Origin of the sequence: Spirosoma sp. KUDC1026 (genome assembly GCF_013375035.1) — a bacterium.
Classification (GTDB): Bacteria; Bacteroidota; Bacteroidia; order Cytophagales; family Spirosomataceae; genus Spirosoma.
Window position 1 is genome coordinate 3173001 of the sequence record NZ_CP056032.1, and the last position, 14608, is coordinate 3187608.

Sequence of the window (14608 nt, forward strand, 5' to 3'; positions counted from 1 at the left end):
AAATTAAGCGAAATGCTTTTGTCGAAATTTATGCGAAAAGAGCGGCACTTAGCAATGGTTTTTGAGTGATCGTACACAAACTTTTCCCGTGATCATACCGTTCTGTTTGTATATGGAAACGCCCGAAAAAATCCGTAAAGCGTACGTCGAATACGTTCTCGAAAACGGTAAACAGCCCATTTCCGTCTTTCAGTTTGCCAAAAAGCTGAAGATGGCCGAAGCTGATTTCTACACTGATTATGCCTCCTTTGACGCGATCGAAGCCGACGTGTGGCTATCGCTCTTTAATGATGCCAAAGCTACAGTCGAAGCCGACGATACGTACCAGGGATACTCGGTTCGGGAAAAGGTACTGGCGTTCTATTACACCTGGATTGAGCTGCTGAAAGCGCAGCGCAGCTTCGTGACCTACAGCTATGGACAACTCCGGTCGGAAACGATGGCTGCCAGTCCCATTGCCAAAGCGCGGCAACGGGCGGGGCGGCAGGCCGGTACAAGTCGGGTGCTGCATCCATTCAAAGAAGCTTTTGTGGATTATGCCCGTGACCTGCTGGCCGAAGGCCGCGAAAGTAAGGAAGTTGAACCCCGGCCGTTTCTGACCGATCGCTACCCCGATGCACTCTGGGGGCAGACGCTGTATATCCTTGATTTCTGGGTACGTGACGTCAGCAGGAATTTTGAAAAAACAGATACCGCCATCGAAAAAGCCGTTAATACCGCTTTCGACCTGGTTGGTCGCTCCCCCCTGGACAGCCTCTTCGACCTGGCCAAGTTTATGTACCAAAATAAATGAGTGAATGAGCAATTGACCGGGCCGCCGGTGCGGTGAATGAGCGAATAGGGATCGGGAGACCGGTGTACTGGCGCAAAATTCACTCAATCACTCATTCGCTCTTTCACTCATTGTTCATGAAGACACAAAATTCCGTCCCGACGACCAAAGTTGCCCGCGCCAGCCAGTTTGTAAAGGCGGGGGTGAAGGTTGGCGGTAATTATATCAAGCATTACAGCAAGAAACTGATCGACCCCAGTCTGTCGCGGGAGGAGTTGCACAAGGATAACGCAGCGGATATCTACGACGCGCTGAGCGAGCTGAAAGGCTCGGCCCTCAAGATGGCGCAGATGCTGAGTATGGACCGGGGGCTGCTGCCGGTGGCCTACTCCGACAAGTTCATGATGGCTCAATATTCGGCACCACCGCTGTCGGGGCCGCTGGTTGTCAAAACGTTCCGGACATACTTTGGGAAAGCCCCCTCGCAGCTATTCGATAAGTTCGATATTGACGCTGTCAATGCGGCCAGCATCGGACAGGTGCACCAGGCCTGGAAAGACGGGAAAAAACTTGCCGTAAAGGTGCAGTATCCAGGGGTGGCCGATGCGGTTAGCTCCGATTTGAAGATCGCCAAGCCACTGGCCGTTCGGCTGCTGAATCTCGACGAGCAGCAGATTGATCGCTATATGGGTGAAGTCGAATCAAAGCTGCTGGAAGAAACGGATTATGATCTGGAGCTAAAGCGGTCGATTGAGATTTCCAACGCCTGTGCATCCATCCCCAATCTGATCTTTCCGACCTATTACCCGGAGTACTCGTCCAAGCGCATTCTGACGATGGACTGGCTGGACGGTCTACACCTGAAGGAGTTTTTGCTAACGAACCCATCGCAGGAAATACGTAATCAGATCGGGCAGGCACTGTGGGATTTTTACGATTTCCAGATTCACACGCTGCGACAGGTTCACGCCGACCCGCACCCCGGTAATTTCCTGATGCGGCCTGATGGCACAATGGGCGTGATCGACTTCGGCTGCGTAAAAGTCATTCCTGATTTTTATTATACCAACTACTTCCAGCTCGTCAACCCCGATACGATCGACGACGATACGCTGATTATGCAGATTTTCGAGAATCTCGAATTCCTCTCGTCGGCCGATTCGCCCAAGGAGCGGGTATTCTTTACGGGGCTGTTCAAGCAGATGATCCGGATGCTGGGCGAGCCGTTCCTGACGGATACGTTCGACTTTGGGGACGACGTTTATTTTAACAAGGTATATGCCTTCGCCGAGGAACTGGCTAATCTGGAAGAACTGCGGACCTCCAAGGTAGCACGCGGTTCGCAGGATGGGCTCTATGTGAACCGGACGTATTATGGTCTGTATGCCATGCTGAACGAACTGAAAGCCGAGGTCGTAACGAACCGCCCTGACTGGCTTCGCTCGAAGAAGCAAGTTGTCCTCTAACGATTTAATTGGGTAAAAATGGTTGTTTTCGTTAGTTTGCTCTATGAAAAGTAACGAAAACAACCACGGTTTGTCAGACGAAACGGTACGATTGATACAAAGCGTTTTTACGGCCTATCCGGCAGTGGAACGGGTTGTGTTGTACGGTTCCCGGGCAAAGGGGACGTACCGAACGGGTTCAGATATTGATCTGGCCATTGTCGGAAACGGCCTGACGTACCGGGCCATGCTCGATCTTCACAACGCGCTGGATGACCTGGAATTATTGTATCGATTCGATCTGTTGAATCTCCAGACGGCATCAAACCCGGAGTTGATTGATCATATTCAGCGGGTGGGCGTGCTACTCTATCAGGCACCTGTTACGACGACAGTCTGACCGCCGGGCGGTTGGTACCCTTCGGCTTTCCTTATATTTTTGCGCTTATGCTGATTACCCACCGTCCGCGCTTCGACGATATTTTTATGGAGCTGGCCGTTAACCTGGCCAAACGCTCTCACTGCATTAAGGCACAGGTTGGCGCGGTACTAACCCGCGATACCCGGATTATTTCCATTGGTTACAATGGCCCTCCCGCCGGGACGCACAACTGCGACGAAGAATTTCCGGAAGTCGGCTGCCCCCGCGATTCAAAAGGATCCTGTTCGCTGGCGCTGCATGCCGAGGAAAACGCCATTCTCTACGCCGTCCAGAACAAATCGGAGGTAGAGGGGGCCACTATCTACGTAACATTGTCGCCCTGTATTGCCTGCGCCCGTATCATCTACAGCATGAAGATTGAGCGCGTGGTGTTCCTGCATTCCTACGCCGAATACAAAGGCATTGGCTCCGATGAGGGCGTTGATTTCCTACGTCGGTTTGGCGTGACGGTAGATCGGTACGAACCGGGCGAAGGCGTTACGCTGGTATCGGAGCCACCACTGACCAGGGCTGGGCAAAGCCCACGGGTAGCATGAATATCCTGGCGCACGCCTGTCTGTCGGCGCACAACGACGATTGGTTGATCGGTAATTTCATCGGCGACTTCATCAAAGGCAACCCCGCCAGCGAGCGACATGGGCTGGAACTCGGTGTCATTGATGGCGTTCGATTGCACCGGGCTATCGATACGTTCACCGACGATCATCCGGACGTGGCCGCCGTCCGGGATCTGCTGCATCCCCGTTGCCATAAATACGCAGGCGTGGCCGTCGATGTTTTTTTTGACCACTTCCTGGCCACCCGATTTGCTTCATTGATGGGTGAACCGCTGGACACATTTATAGCTTATTTCTACGGCACGTTGCAGAAAAACAGCGCTCGTCTGCCGGCTCATGCCGTACAACTGCTCAACGGCATGGTTCGTTATGACTGGCTGACGGGTTACCAGACGCTGGAAGGAATCGACCGTTCTCTGAAAGGAATCTCCCGCCGAACAGTTTACGCGTCCGGGCTGGACACGGCTATTGTTGATCTAAACCTGCATTACGAATTCATTGGTGACCGCTTTGACCATTTTTGGCCCGAATTGGTTGCTCATGTTCAGGAGGTTGGACGACACGCATAGAAGACCAGTTCGTTTGGATAGCGCCAAAAAGAATCCCCTGCCGGTACGTACCGGCAGGGGATTCTACATTAAAAGAGCTTAGTGACCCGGTTTTGGTTTGGGTCTACCCGGTCTGTGTGGGGGTGTTCCTGTGCCGCTATGCGGGGGCGTTGCTGTTCCGCTATGAGGATGAGTTGCCGTGCTGCTATGCGGGGGCGTCGCTGTTCCGCTATGGGGGCCTGTAGCCGTGCCACTATGGGGATGAGTCCCCGTACCGCTGTGCGGCCCCGTAGCAGTTCCACTGGCAACGCCACCCAGCCGGGCCGCGCTGGTTTCTGGTGATAAGGTATCGTCTGAGGTTTTTGTACAAGCGTAACCTAGTAGCGTTACGGCAACCACAACGCCCGCTGTTATTAGCTTTTTCATGCGAATAAAGGGTAAAGAACCAAATGGATTTTTGATTCTTTACCCTTTACGTATCAACTGCCAAAACTGTGGCAGTCTTAATGTAAAATTAACTTAAGTAATTGTGAGGATAAAGATTTGACTGTCAGTATAATGTCTATTTATTAAGTTGAGTAATTATGCTCAGTTATTGATTGTTTTTTGAGTAATGTACATAAATCCAAAAAACAGGACTGAATTAAATCCCCAGCCTTCCCTCACTTTTCTTCCTTACGAGCCCGACTACGTGGGTATATGGAACTTGAGCCTGCCGTTTTAGGGAGCACTTGACTTTTTTTCGAATCGCCTGATGCTCAGCGGAAAGTCGCCAGATTTGACCTGATTTTTGGGTAGAAAATAGCACGCGTACCAGTAAGATAATCGGCCAGTCGTGGGCGAGTTAAACGGCATAATGAGCCGCGTTTTGGTCCCTGCGCAAAATTCGTAGTTAAGATGATCGTTTTCGGGAGACAGGCTGGATTAGCTGGTGAAGGTTGCTGGTGTGAATAGGAAATTACAGCAGGTTGAGCAGGATCATACTGAGGTGAACCAGCAGGCTGATGCCAAAAGCAGGAAAAATGTATTTGACCGGTAGTGCTGACAGAATAGGAACCAGAACCAGCAGAAAACAAAGCATGCTGACCAGAAACTGCCAGTCGCCCCCGCCGTAGACGGACATCAGCAGAATGTGAACCGGGGACAGTATGCATCCCTGAATGGTAAGTGCCGTAGCCGCCCAGCCCAGCCGGTTAAATTCGGCCGCAGTGGTGAACTGAGTATAACGATTGAGCCAGGTGCTGTTTTTAGTAACGGTATATTGAGTTGATTGTGCGAGCGTTGCCATAGCGTATTGTTTGTTTCTTGACAGGACAAAACAAGCGCACCTGATCCGGATTCGTAATGAGGTTTGTTACCCCAGAAGGTAACTATTCTCAACCCAATAGCTGATTTGTATTAGTTCCGCTCAGTTTGTGGGTTGGCTAACGGCAAGCGTGGGTCATTCCGGTATCGAACACTCGCTAACATATAGTTTCCCGGCCGGGTTTTAAGTATGGATAACTACCTAACGAATACCAGGATGGATATACTGACGATGCTGAGTGATTGGATTTTTAAAGGCTGGGAAAGTATTGCGCGGGTGCTGGTGGTCGGTGTCGTCGCTTACGTCGGGTTGGTAAGTTTCGTCCGGATTTCGGGAAAACGGACTCTGTCAAAAATGAGCGCTTTCGACCTGGTCGTAACCGTGGCGCTGGGATCGACGTTATCAACCATCATCGTGTCGCGGCAGACCGGAATTGCCGACGGCCTGACAGCACTGGCATTGTTGATCGGGCTACAATACGCTGTGGCCTGGTCGTCGGTACGTTGGTCGTGGTTCCGCAAGCGGATTAAAGGTGAGCCTACATTGCTGTTTCATCAGGGACTGTTCCTTAACAACGCGCTGCGGCAGGAGCGGGTTACGGAAGATGACGTACGGTCGGCCATGCGCAGCGCCGGGGTGGCTCAACTACCCGATGTAACGGCTGTGGTGCTGGAAACCGATGGCTCGTTCACGGTCATTCAGGGTGAGGCACGACAGCAGGAATCCAGCCTGAAAGACGTTCGAAAGCTGTAGTAACGATCGACTACGGCGTGGGGGCTGCCGGAGAGATTGGTTAAAATCAGAAATTGAAAAGCCAGAAGATTTGCAGACGGGCGGGGTGAAGGATTATTTTGCCCTGAAATATGTTAGGTTACCAGCGTCCTGCGTACCGGGCGCGCTCGCTTTTTCTCCGATTCTGTTTTGATTGCCGCCGTCGATACCCTTCTGAAAGATATTCGCAACAAGCGAATTGCCCCTGTTTACCTGATTCACGGCGACGAGCCGTACTACATTGACCGTATTGCCGAGGAACTGGAAAAAGTGGCCGTACCCGTAGCCGAGCGCGGTTTCAATCAGTTTGTTCTCTTCGGCAAGGACGCCGACGTGGGGGCGGTGCTGAACTACGCCCGCCGGTATCCGTTCATGGCCGAACGGCAGCTGGTGCTCGTGAAAGAAGCTCAGCAACTCAACGGCATCGGCGACAAATCAGCTCAGACACTGCTCGAAGACTACGCGCTCAATCCGCTGTCGAGTACAATCCTGATGCTGTGCTATACAAAAGAAGAAGGAAAGCCGGGGCTGGACGAGCGAAAAGCCTGGGTCAAAGCGTTTGGCAACAAAGGCAAATTGCTGAGTGTCAAAAAGCTGTACGACAACAAAGTGCCCGACTGGGTAGGGGAGTACTGCCGCGAACAGGGGGCCAAAGTGAGTCCCAAAGCCTGCCAGCTCCTGGCCGACCACATCGGCAATGACCTCAAACGGCTGGCAGGAGAAATTGATAAGATTCTGATCAACCTCCACGTTGGCGAGGAAATCTCAGCCAATACGGTCGAACGCCTGGTGGGGATCAGCAAGGAATACAACGTTTTCGAACTGCAAAAAGCACTGACCCAGCGTGACGTAGTGAAAGCGAATCGCATCGTCGATTATTTTGCCCGTAACCCTAAAGACAACCCGCTGGTGGTGATCCTGGCGCAGCTGTTCGGCTATTTCAGCAAGGTGCTGATGGTGCAGGCGTCCAAAGACCAGAGCGACAAAGGGCTGGCCTCACTGCTGGGGATCAACCCGTTTTTCGTGAAAGACTACCTGACCGCAGCCCGGACGTTCCCGATGAATAAAGTGGCGGATATCATTCACGCCATCCGCCGGGCCGACGCCCGCAGCAAAGGCATCGACGCACCCACGCTGACCGAAGGTGACATCCTGCGCGAACTGGTATTCGACGTACTGCATTAGGTCCGATTCATTTCTTTGCTATATTTGCAACGTGGTTGCATGATATGTTGTGGTCAAACACAGAAGATGCGCTGCGGTAGCAAATGAATTGGAGGACGTACGTTGTTGGTTGGCTGGTTGTACTGGTATGCGTTGGGCAGACCGAGCGCAGCTACGCCCAGTCCCCCTGTGCAACGACGCTGACCAGCCAAGTGCTTGGCCAGGATAATCGCGAGCCACTGACGGGTGCTGCCGTTTACGTGCGGGAACTGGCGACCGGCGCCGTGGCCGATACCGCCGGTTATATTCGGCTGATCAATATCTGCTCCGGTACCTACACCCTCGAATACCAGTTTATTGGCTACGAGAAAAAGACGATACAGGTAACCGTCGGTACCGATTCGCTGGTTACGTTACCCCCTGTGCTACTCAAGCCCGACAACCAGACGTTGAAGGAGGTTGTCGTGACCGAACGCCGGTCCGAAGCGCAGCAACTGCTGCAGGTACAGGCAGCTCTGTCGGGAAATAGTCTCGATGCTACGCGGGGACAGTCGCTGGGGGAGAGTCTGAAAACGCTGCCCGGTCTGTACTCGATTCAAACCGGTCCATCCATCTCCAAACCAGTTATTCACGGGCTCTACAGCAACCGAATCGTTACGTTGAACAACGGCGTCCGGCAGGAAGACCAGCAGTGGGGCACCGAACACGCCCCCCAGATCGACCCGTTCCTGGCCGCTCGCCTGACGGTAATCAAAGGCGCTGCCAGTATTCGGTACGGCTCTGATGCCATCGGGGGCGTTATTCTGGTGGAGCCCAAAGCCATGCCGACCGCGCCTGGTGTGGGTGGCGAGGTAAACTTGGTAGGTGGTACCAACGGGCGACAAGGAACCGTATCGGGGCTGCTCGAACAGGCGTTTGGCCAGAAGCTGACGGGGCTAAGCTGGCGCCTGCAGGGAACGTTGAAACGCGTTGGTTACACGAAAACACCCACTTACTACCTCGAAAACAGCAGCTACCGCGAGAACGACTTTTCGGGAACGGTGAACTACACCCGTCGGCGGGGGGGCGTAGAAGTATTCTTTAGTCAGTATAATGCTACCGTCGGCTTGTTCACCGGGGCGCAGGTGGGCAGCCTGGCTGATTTCTACGCGGCCATCGCCCGACCGGAGCCTCTCGTTCAGCCCGGATTCTCCTACGCGCTGGGCAGACCGTATCAGGAGGTGCAGCATAATTTGTTAAAAGTACGGGCTTTTTTGCATTCCGATCGGTGGGGAACGCTGACGGCTACCGTGGCCCAGCAGCAGAACGTTCGGCGGGAGTACGATTTTCTGTCGTTCAGCCGCATTACGGACCCGGAGCTTTATCTCAAACTAACCACCGAAACTGCCGACCTGATCTGGGAACATGCACCCGTTAAGACGGCCGGTGGCGGTAATTTTTCCGGGAGCGTTGGCCTGACGGGCCTGACGCAGGGCAACGTTCGGCGCTATCTGTTTCTGATTCCAAACTACCGAAACTACGGCGCGGGGCTGTTCGCCATCGAGCGCTACGCCCGCGATCGCTGGACGATAGAAGGCGGACTCCGCTATGACTACCGCTGGCTGCGCGCTTTCTTCCTGGACGAATCAACCAACCGGGTTACTAGCCAAACCCACGACTGGGATAACGTAACAGGCTCGCTCGGCGCTACGTATCAGTTCAGTCCCCAACTGAGCCTGGCCGCTAACCTGAGTACAGCCTGGCGCGCGCCCAACGTCAGTGATCTGTATTCCGACGGACTGCACCAGAGCGCCGTTGCCTACGAACGGGGCAATCCCAACCTGAATCCCGAACAGGCCTACAACGGTAATATCGTCTTGACGTATACCGGCAAACGACTGTCTGCTGATGTAAATCTGTACAATAACCTGATTAACAATTACATCTATTTGAAGCCGGATTCAGTGCCCATCGTGCGGCAGCGGGGAGCGTTCCCTGCCTATTCGTATGACCAGGTACGCGCTACGTTCCGGGGGCTCGATGCCACAATTCGGTACAACCTGACAAGTCGCCTGAGCTTTACGTCTAAGACGTCATTGCTTTTCGCCTACGACCAGACCAACCGGGATTACCTGGTGTATATTCCCCCAAACCGAACGGATAACGGACTGCGTTACGCGCTGACAGCCGACCCTGAAACGAGTTTGCGACGTATTTCCGGAGCTTACATCAGTGCTAATGTACTATATGTAGCCCGGCAGAACCGAGCGCCCGCCGTTACGCAACGGCAGGAGAATGGGCAATTGATCTTTACCGGCGATTTTGCACCACCTCCGCCAGCCTATACCCTGCTGGGTGCCGAGGCCGGGTTCTCGTGGCGAGCCGGAAAGCAATTGATCAATGTCATTCTAAGCGGGAGTAACCTGCTAAACCAGGTGTACCGCGATTATCTGGACCGGTTTCGCTATTTCGCCGATGCGCCGGGCCGGAATATCATGCTAAAAATCAAGGTCCCTCTGTCGTTTGGGCAGCACACCTGACCGAGCTTTTCTATTTGTTTCACGTTAATTTACTTACGCTATGCAGCCTTTAAAAAAAGCAGTTGTATTCATGTTGCCTGTTGCTGTCCTAATGACGGCCTGTAACCGGGATGAAGAAAACCCGACACCAACCGATGACAACGAACGAATCACCACGGCGACCTTGTCGCTAACGAACACGGCCGCACCAACGGAAGTCGTAACCGCCACCATCGACGGCATTGGTAACGCGCAGCCTAACGTAACCAACGCTACGTTAAATTTGAAAGTTAACACGACCTACAACGGCGCGATTACGTTGCTGGATAAGTCGAAAACGCCGAACGTTAACCAAACCGACGAAATCCGGGAAGAAGCTAACGAGCACCTGTTTGTTTACACGTACACCCCGGCAACCAGTTCTCCGGCTTCGCTTACGGTAACGGCTACCGACCGGGATACTAACCCGTCGCCCGGCCCATATCCAATTGGTATTACGACCAGCGTCCGGACCGGTACGGCCAGTACTGGTAACCTGAACGTCGTGCTACGTCACCAGCCAAACACAAAAAACGGTACGGCCACCCCGGGTTCATCGGACCTGGACGTAACCTTTCCGGTGGTGATCCGATAAGGTAGCGTACGCACGGAACACATTTTTTGGTAAGGGCTAAATGGGTAGGTTTGCGGTAAGTCAGCAACTATTCCATTTAGCCCTTATGCCTTCACCTGTGTCAACTGGCAATCTTTACGCAGCCATTCCGAACCTACTGCCGGAAGAATTGATGACCGATTTGCTGACGGGTGGTAACTTTCGGGTTGAGCGGATTGTATCGCAGGGGCAGGCGTCGCCACCTGACTTTTGGTACGATCAGGCGGAGTCCGAATGGGTTGTCGTTTTACAGGGGGAAGCCCGTTTGCGGTTGGAAGGGGACGACCATGATATTTATCTGGTACCGGGAACGTACATTAATATCCCTGCTCACGTTCGTCACCGGGTGACGTGGACGAAGGAAGATACCCATACGGTTTGGCTGGCCATATTTTATACCGAGAATGCCTAACACTACGACACGATGATGTCTGATCAACCGAACGGAAACCCACAGTTATTACTTGAATTGCTGCATTACGAAATGCCCTTCGGCAAACACAAAGGGCAGCTAATTCGGACTTTGCCCGTTTCGTACCTGGAGTGGTTCGCCAAGAAGGGTTTTCCCGCGGGTAAACTGGGGCAGCTTTTGCAGACGATGCACGAAATCCGGCTGAACGGTCTTGAGTATCTACTCGCCGAATTACAGCAGCAGGCCAAACGGTCATTTAAATGAATGATCCTGTTCGAAACGGTAATAGGGCTTAAACGAGGAAAATCAGTCTCACAAACTCAGCTATAGTACTCGAAATTATACGTTGTTTCGTGACGGAACCGCCCGACGGATGACAATTAGAGACCAAGAGGAGATAAAGTTAACGCCACTGGTTCAGGTTCGCCGACCATCGCACAGGAGGGGCCTTAAAAGAGACGATTCAGTATTGAGAATTGGTCCAGCGACATAACAGAGTAGCTTGTCGGATGAAGTCGTGACGCACATAGCAGACACCTATTCCTTTTTGGGACAGATTACTTTACGTTCGCCAAGACTAAACGACAAATCCGTCACTAAGCCCAAGGAATTCCGGTTAAAAACAACCCCGAGTTGTTCACGGCCATCATCCAATAAAAAATAATCCTCCTTTTGGGCATACAACTCTTGTTTGCGCGTCGTAGTGGCCGTTAGACGATGGCCATCAAGGCTTACTTTAATCCATTCCCCTGGCCGTAATTGGTACTCTCCTATATACGCTTGCAACACCCTAGTGCTTAACTGAATTCTAGTGCGGGCGGGCCATTGGTAAGGTTGGTGATAAAGAATCGCCAGGATTTTGCGCGTGATGATATGCAAATCCACGTCTTCCATGTTGTTGAGCATAATGATACAGATGTCATCGGCGGGGACACGAGCCAACTCGGATTTGAAGCCCCAGATATCACCACTGTGCCAAACCACTTTTGTCCGACCCACTGAATCGATCATCCAACCATAGCCATAGTTGTTCTTGACGGGGGTGTACGCCCGGTTGAGTAACGATGAACTGATTAGTTTACCCCCCTGTAAGCCCTGATGCCATTGGTAGAGATCACCGGTTGTGGAATAGATGGCTCCGGCGGCACGGGGGCCTCTATAGTCAATCAGGGTGGCTGCACGAGCCGTATCGTTTTGGGGGAACTCCCAATAACCCGTTGCCTTATTGGGACTCGACAGGCCAATAAAATCAAACCCACTGTGGTTCATCCCAAGCGGAGAAAACAGGTAGGTTCGGACGGCCTCATAGTAGCTCATGCCGGATACATGTTCAATAATATACCCCAGCAAGATGTAGCCTGCATTACTGTACTTCCAGTCCGTTCCAGGGATAAAATCCAAGGGTCGCTCTCGCAGGGCTACCAAAAATTTAGCTTCCTCGGAACCGGGATACGTTTTCGTTCTGGTGTTCGAGTCGTCGTCCGAAAGGCCGGATGTATGGGATAATAATTGGTCAATCGTAATGCTATCGCCTTTGGGCAAGTCGGGATAAAACTGACTGACTTTATCGGTTAAGGCCAGGCGGTTTGATTCGACTAGCTTTAAGATAAGGGTAGCCGTAAAGGACTTGGTGAGGGAAGCAATCTGGTAAATAGTATGGGGATCATTGAACGTTTTCTGTTTGATATCCTTGTAGCCATAGCCCTTATTCAGTAAGAGTTTACCCTGAGCGGCCACCAGAATGCTGCCGTTAAATTTGCCTAACGCAGCATAGGTATCGACTAGCTTTTCAATTTGTTGCTTGACGGGCTGAGCGTTGGCGCAAAAAGCCCAACTCATGACCAGGAGAAAAAATACACGTTTGTTACTCATAAGCGATGATCGATTGCCGAACCGGATTAGGTTGGCAAATCTCGATGCCCCGAGTCCAATCCCCTAAAGAAGAGGTATGACATTTTCCCGCCAATGCTATGACAAGGCTGATTCAGAGCATAGCAGGCAACTTACCGAGGAATGAGGGTGGGTTGGGCAGTTGCAGGGCAATGCGGAAGGTGACGAATAGATTAACGCCCAGACAAATCACATAGACGAGGATAAATAAGGGAAAAGGCATACCTACCGGGAAAGACAATCCCGCCGATAGTAAGGGGATAACCAGCATCATCAACAGAGTACTCATCGTCCAAATAAGCTGAAAGCTAACAATCTGCTGCCCGCGCTGTCGAACCAGTTGATCGTGTCGGTTGCGCCAAAGCAGGATGGCCGGTATGACAATATTGGCCAGTGGCAGGATGATACCGATTAAGGCGCTCCAGTTTAGCTTAAGCAGGTAGTGTAAGCTGGCTGGGTTTGGAACGGTGCTGGGTGGTGATTGGGGAGCCATCAAGTCTTCCAGACTTAGCTGTAAAGCGCCTGCCAGGGTGCGCAACGTATAGGCGCTACCCACCGATTCACCCTTTTCGATTCGTTGAATGGTGCGTAGAGATAGCCCCGCTAAGTCGGCGAGCTCTTCCTGAGAAAGGTTACGCTGCCGACGATAGGTTTTGACCCGGCTGCTTATCTCCTGGCTTTGCGTAGCGGCATTGCGCCTTGAGGTGGAACTACTTTCCATTGGCCCATAGAATTTAGGCCCAAAGCTATTCATAAGTGTCTGTCACTTGGCCTCCTGCAGCGACTTATTTCAATGCCGTCACGTAGCGTTTGCCCTGGCCCAAGCCGATGTCAAGCCCTCGATCCGCAAGAAGCTGATACATGACTATTCCTTTGCCCTGAGTAGGTGCGGCTAGTGAGAATACGTGCCAATAACATCACCTAATCCTTGATGAATGCTTTTAAAACAGATTGCGATAACTGATTTAAATATTCTCATAATACGCTCATCTGTGAGACGAAGGAAAATCTGAGTATTGGTAATTTGGTGCTTAATAAAAAAGTATTTAGCCCGAGGAATTGCGCTTGAACGAATGGGAAGTCTCTCGTCCGTCAATCCTGAGTGACAAAATTAGCTATTGAAATGGAGCAAAACTGACTCAGTAAAGCCCCACTGAATCAGTAAAGTACCGGCCTATGTGCCCGTTTGGTCTAATTGATTACTATTGCGCTGGTATTAATCAATACACAATGAAACTCAGTCTAAGTACTTCATTCTTCACGCTGCTCCTGGCAGTGAGCCTTTTTTCCTGCACCGACCACCGGCTAGGTGGCCCTGCCTCGCCCGCCCGCCTTCGTCTTCAGTCACTTCAGAGTGCCACCCCCACGGGTACCGCTGCTTACTTGTATACCTACAGCTACGATAGTCAGAATCGACCCGTATCCATTAATCGTGCTGTTGCAGGAGTGAATACTCTGGCCATCATTGCTTATGGTGATCCTCAGCAGAAGTATACTTACGTTAGCAACGATACCAGAACGTTGTACTTGGAGTATCCAAACTCCGCTGACCAGCGCGATGGCACGATTACTCCATACCCATCAATGCCAACTGGAACTAGTTTCGCTACGACCAAGTATGGCCTTTTAAACTCAAAAATCTACACCTCAAACGTCGTACGGAATTACAACTATACCTTCAATGCCAGCCAGCAACTAACTGAGTATTCTGAAGTTGGCAGTGGAACCGATGTCAATACCTTCAAGTATACAACTACCGGTGATAATATCACAGCTGAACAATATTCGTACTCCGCTGGCCGAGGAGATACTGGTACGGTTACCTATACCTACGATGACAGGCCAAATCCGCTTTTCGGCTTGCTGGACCCTACGGTTAGTAATACCCAGCGACTAAGTCGGAATAACGTTCTGACCAAGACGAACGCATCACAAAAGAACTTCAACTCAGGTTTGACAACCTATGCCTATGAGTATAATGGGCAGGGTCTACCAACGAAACGGACAGCGACTTACAACGGATCAGTTATCGAAACGTTAACATATAACTACGAATCATACTGATCGGTGCAGAAAAGTGCATGTCTAAAATGAGCGTGCAGTAGGAAAGCATTGCAACGGAGTCACCCAATATTGCTTATTGGTCAAGAT

At 51.7% G+C, this 14608-nt stretch carries 16 protein-coding genes; 12 read left to right on the top strand and 4 right to left on the bottom strand.

Annotation, left to right across the window (positions count from 1 at the left end; translation table 11 throughout):
* The first annotated feature begins 112 nt into the window (after positions 1-112).
* The 5 genes from HU175_RS13255 to HU175_RS13275 all read left to right on the top strand — a co-directional run bounded on the left by HU175_RS13255 (position 113) and on the right by HU175_RS13275 (position 3785).
* Complete coding sequence (locus tag HU175_RS13255) at positions 113-793, top strand: TetR/AcrR family transcriptional regulator (protein ID WP_176567053.1); 681 nt, start codon at positions 113-115, stop codon at positions 791-793.
* A 116-nt stretch (positions 794-909) separates the two neighbouring features.
* Positions 910-2238 (top strand): ABC1 kinase family protein, encoded by a 1329-nt coding sequence (locus HU175_RS13260; RefSeq protein ID WP_176567054.1) that lies wholly within the window; start codon positions 910-912, stop codon positions 2236-2238.
* A gap of 43 nt (positions 2239-2281) precedes the next feature.
* Complete coding sequence (locus HU175_RS13265) at positions 2282-2617, top strand: nucleotidyltransferase domain-containing protein (protein WP_176567055.1); 336 nt, start codon at positions 2282-2284, stop codon at positions 2615-2617.
* 47 nt (positions 2618-2664) lie between these two features.
* Entirely contained in the window at positions 2665-3195 is a 531-nt protein-coding gene (locus tag HU175_RS13270) for a deoxycytidylate deaminase (protein ID WP_176567056.1), read from the top strand.
* Positions 3192-3785 (top strand): ACP phosphodiesterase, encoded by a 594-nt coding sequence (locus HU175_RS13275; protein ID WP_176567057.1) that lies wholly within the window; start codon positions 3192-3194, stop codon positions 3783-3785. The genes HU175_RS13270 and HU175_RS13275 overlap by 4 nt, the downstream gene beginning before the upstream one ends.
* A gap of 78 nt (positions 3786-3863) precedes the next feature.
* Here HU175_RS13275 and HU175_RS13280 read toward each other — a convergent pair whose 3' ends face one another.
* Both HU175_RS13280 and HU175_RS13285 read right to left on the bottom strand, forming a co-directional pair.
* Positions 3864-4190: a hypothetical protein gene (locus HU175_RS13280; protein WP_176567058.1), complete on the bottom strand. Its 327-nt coding sequence runs from the start codon at positions 4188-4190 to the stop codon at positions 3864-3866.
* 532 nt (positions 4191-4722) lie between these two features.
* Positions 4723-5052, bottom strand: a complete 330-nt coding sequence (locus tag HU175_RS13285) for a hypothetical protein (protein ID WP_176567059.1) — start codon at positions 5050-5052, stop codon at positions 4723-4725.
* A gap of 234 nt (positions 5053-5286) precedes the next feature.
* Here HU175_RS13285 and HU175_RS13290 point away from each other — a divergent pair, with 234 nt between their 5' ends.
* The 6 genes from HU175_RS13290 to HU175_RS13315 all read left to right on the top strand — a co-directional run bounded on the left by HU175_RS13290 (position 5287) and on the right by HU175_RS13315 (position 10831).
* Positions 5287-5823: a DUF421 domain-containing protein gene (locus HU175_RS13290; protein WP_176567060.1), complete on the top strand. Its 537-nt coding sequence runs from the start codon at positions 5287-5289 to the stop codon at positions 5821-5823.
* Between the two features lie 168 nt (positions 5824-5991).
* Positions 5992-7026, top strand: coding sequence for a DNA polymerase III subunit delta (gene holA, locus HU175_RS13295; RefSeq protein WP_176567061.1), 1035 nt, complete (start codon positions 5992-5994; stop codon positions 7024-7026).
* Positions 7027-7109: 83 nt separating this feature from the next.
* A complete protein-coding gene (locus tag HU175_RS13300; protein WP_176567062.1) occupies positions 7110-9524 on the top strand; it encodes a TonB-dependent receptor in 2415 nt (804 codons plus the stop codon).
* 40 nt (positions 9525-9564) lie between these two features.
* On the top strand, positions 9565-10137 hold the full coding sequence (locus tag HU175_RS13305) for a hypothetical protein (protein WP_176567063.1): 573 nt from the start codon (positions 9565-9567) through the stop codon (positions 10135-10137).
* An 85-nt stretch (positions 10138-10222) separates the two neighbouring features.
* The gene (locus tag HU175_RS13310; RefSeq protein WP_176567064.1) at positions 10223-10567 is read left to right on the top strand and encodes a cupin domain-containing protein; all 345 of its coding nucleotides are present in this window, start codon (positions 10223-10225) and stop codon (positions 10565-10567) included.
* A 12-nt stretch (positions 10568-10579) separates the two neighbouring features.
* Positions 10580-10831, top strand: a complete 252-nt coding sequence (locus HU175_RS13315) for a DUF3820 family protein (RefSeq protein ID WP_176567065.1) — start codon at positions 10580-10582, stop codon at positions 10829-10831.
* A gap of 273 nt (positions 10832-11104) precedes the next feature.
* On the opposite strand, the gene HU175_RS13320 is transcribed toward HU175_RS13315, so the two are convergent.
* Entirely contained in the window at positions 11105-12439 is a 1335-nt protein-coding gene (locus HU175_RS13320; RefSeq protein WP_176567066.1) for a serine hydrolase domain-containing protein, read from the bottom strand.
* Between the two features lie 112 nt (positions 12440-12551).
* Complete coding sequence (locus tag HU175_RS13325) at positions 12552-13178, bottom strand: helix-turn-helix domain-containing protein (RefSeq protein ID WP_176567067.1); 627 nt, start codon at positions 13176-13178, stop codon at positions 12552-12554.
* 509 nt (positions 13179-13687) lie between these two features.
* Here HU175_RS13325 and HU175_RS13330 point away from each other — a divergent pair.
* Positions 13688-14521, top strand: a complete 834-nt coding sequence (locus HU175_RS13330; protein WP_176567068.1) for a hypothetical protein — start codon at positions 13688-13690, stop codon at positions 14519-14521.
* Positions 14522-14608 lie beyond the last annotated feature (87 nt).

What these genes read in the sequence shown, in the direction of transcription:
- HU175_RS13315 (WP_176567065.1), top strand. Translation starts at nt 10,580, where the DNA reads ATGATGTCTGATCAACCGAACGGAAACCCACAGTTATTACTTGAATTG.
- HU175_RS13325 (WP_176567067.1), bottom strand. Translation starts at nt 13,178, where the DNA reads ATGGAAAGTAGTTCCACCTCAAGGCGCAATGCCGCTACGCAAAGCCAG.
- HU175_RS13275 (WP_176567057.1), top strand. Translation starts at nt 3,192, where the DNA reads ATGAATATCCTGGCGCACGCCTGTCTGTCGGCGCACAACGACGATTGG.
- HU175_RS13285 (WP_176567059.1), bottom strand. Translation starts at nt 5,052, where the DNA reads ATGGCAACGCTCGCACAATCAACTCAATATACCGTTACTAAAAACAGC.
- HU175_RS13270 (WP_176567056.1), top strand. Translation starts at nt 2,665, where the DNA reads ATGCTGATTACCCACCGTCCGCGCTTCGACGATATTTTTATGGAGCTG.
- HU175_RS13310 (WP_176567064.1), top strand. Translation starts at nt 10,223, where the DNA reads ATGCCTTCACCTGTGTCAACTGGCAATCTTTACGCAGCCATTCCGAAC.
- HU175_RS13305 (WP_176567063.1), top strand. Translation starts at nt 9,565, where the DNA reads ATGCAGCCTTTAAAAAAAGCAGTTGTATTCATGTTGCCTGTTGCTGTC.
- HU175_RS13255 (WP_176567053.1), top strand. Translation starts at nt 113, where the DNA reads ATGGAAACGCCCGAAAAAATCCGTAAAGCGTACGTCGAATACGTTCTC.
- HU175_RS13265 (WP_176567055.1), top strand. Translation starts at nt 2,282, where the DNA reads ATGAAAAGTAACGAAAACAACCACGGTTTGTCAGACGAAACGGTACGA.
- HU175_RS13290 (WP_176567060.1), top strand. Translation starts at nt 5,287, where the DNA reads ATGGATATACTGACGATGCTGAGTGATTGGATTTTTAAAGGCTGGGAA.
- HU175_RS13280 (WP_176567058.1), bottom strand. Translation starts at nt 4,190, where the DNA reads ATGAAAAAGCTAATAACAGCGGGCGTTGTGGTTGCCGTAACGCTACTA.
- HU175_RS13260 (WP_176567054.1), top strand. Translation starts at nt 910, where the DNA reads ATGAAGACACAAAATTCCGTCCCGACGACCAAAGTTGCCCGCGCCAGC.
- HU175_RS13300 (WP_176567062.1), top strand. Translation starts at nt 7,110, where the DNA reads ATGAATTGGAGGACGTACGTTGTTGGTTGGCTGGTTGTACTGGTATGC.
- HU175_RS13320 (WP_176567066.1), bottom strand. Translation starts at nt 12,439, where the DNA reads ATGAGTAACAAACGTGTATTTTTTCTCCTGGTCATGAGTTGGGCTTTT.
- HU175_RS13330 (WP_176567068.1), top strand. Translation starts at nt 13,688, where the DNA reads ATGAAACTCAGTCTAAGTACTTCATTCTTCACGCTGCTCCTGGCAGTG.